General features: G+C 17.5%; 1 protein-coding gene. It reads right to left on the bottom strand.

Annotation, left to right across the window (positions count from 1 at the left end; translation table 11 throughout):
• Positions 1 to 572: hypothetical protein (locus L8X97_RS08295; RefSeq protein WP_263663069.1), on the bottom strand; the 572-nt coding region annotated here is incomplete at both ends.

Raw genomic sequence — 572 nt, 5'->3', positions numbered from 1 at the left:
TACTTCAACCTCACATTCATAATCATATTAGATAAAAAGATATTATCTTTATCAAAGCTTTTTAAGTTATATTCTAGTTTTAAGTATCTTTTTTGTATATCTTGCATTAAAGTTGAAAGATTGTATAAACTTAAACTTTCTAATATATTTATAAGTTCTATCTTGCTTAAAGTATTAAAATCATTTAACAAGCTAAGATAATTACTTATAATAGAAGAAGAATTGATATTGTGAAATACAATTTTATTTTTTATATCTTCTTTAATAAAAAATTGATTATTTTTTATATAAAAATAATCTTTAAGATGATGATTACTTAATATTTGATTATAAAAACTTAAAAGGCTTTCTTTACTATTTAAGTCTATAAAATTTAAAAATATATTTTCTTTTAATAATACTTCTTGTAATTGTTTTAAGTTTTTAAAAGCTTGATTTATACTAGAAGTATTTTTTAAAGCATAAATGATATTATCATCTTTAGAAATTGTTCTATTTATATTATATTGCAATAAAGGATTTTTATAAAGTGTATCACTATTGATTAAGATATTGATATGAAAAGATTCTTT

Source organism: Campylobacter sp. CNRCH_2013_0671h (assembly GCF_025773055.1).
GTDB lineage: Bacteria > Campylobacterota > Campylobacteria > Campylobacterales > Campylobacteraceae > Campylobacter_D > Campylobacter_D lari_D.
This window is presented reverse-complemented; position numbering and strand designations above follow the sequence as displayed.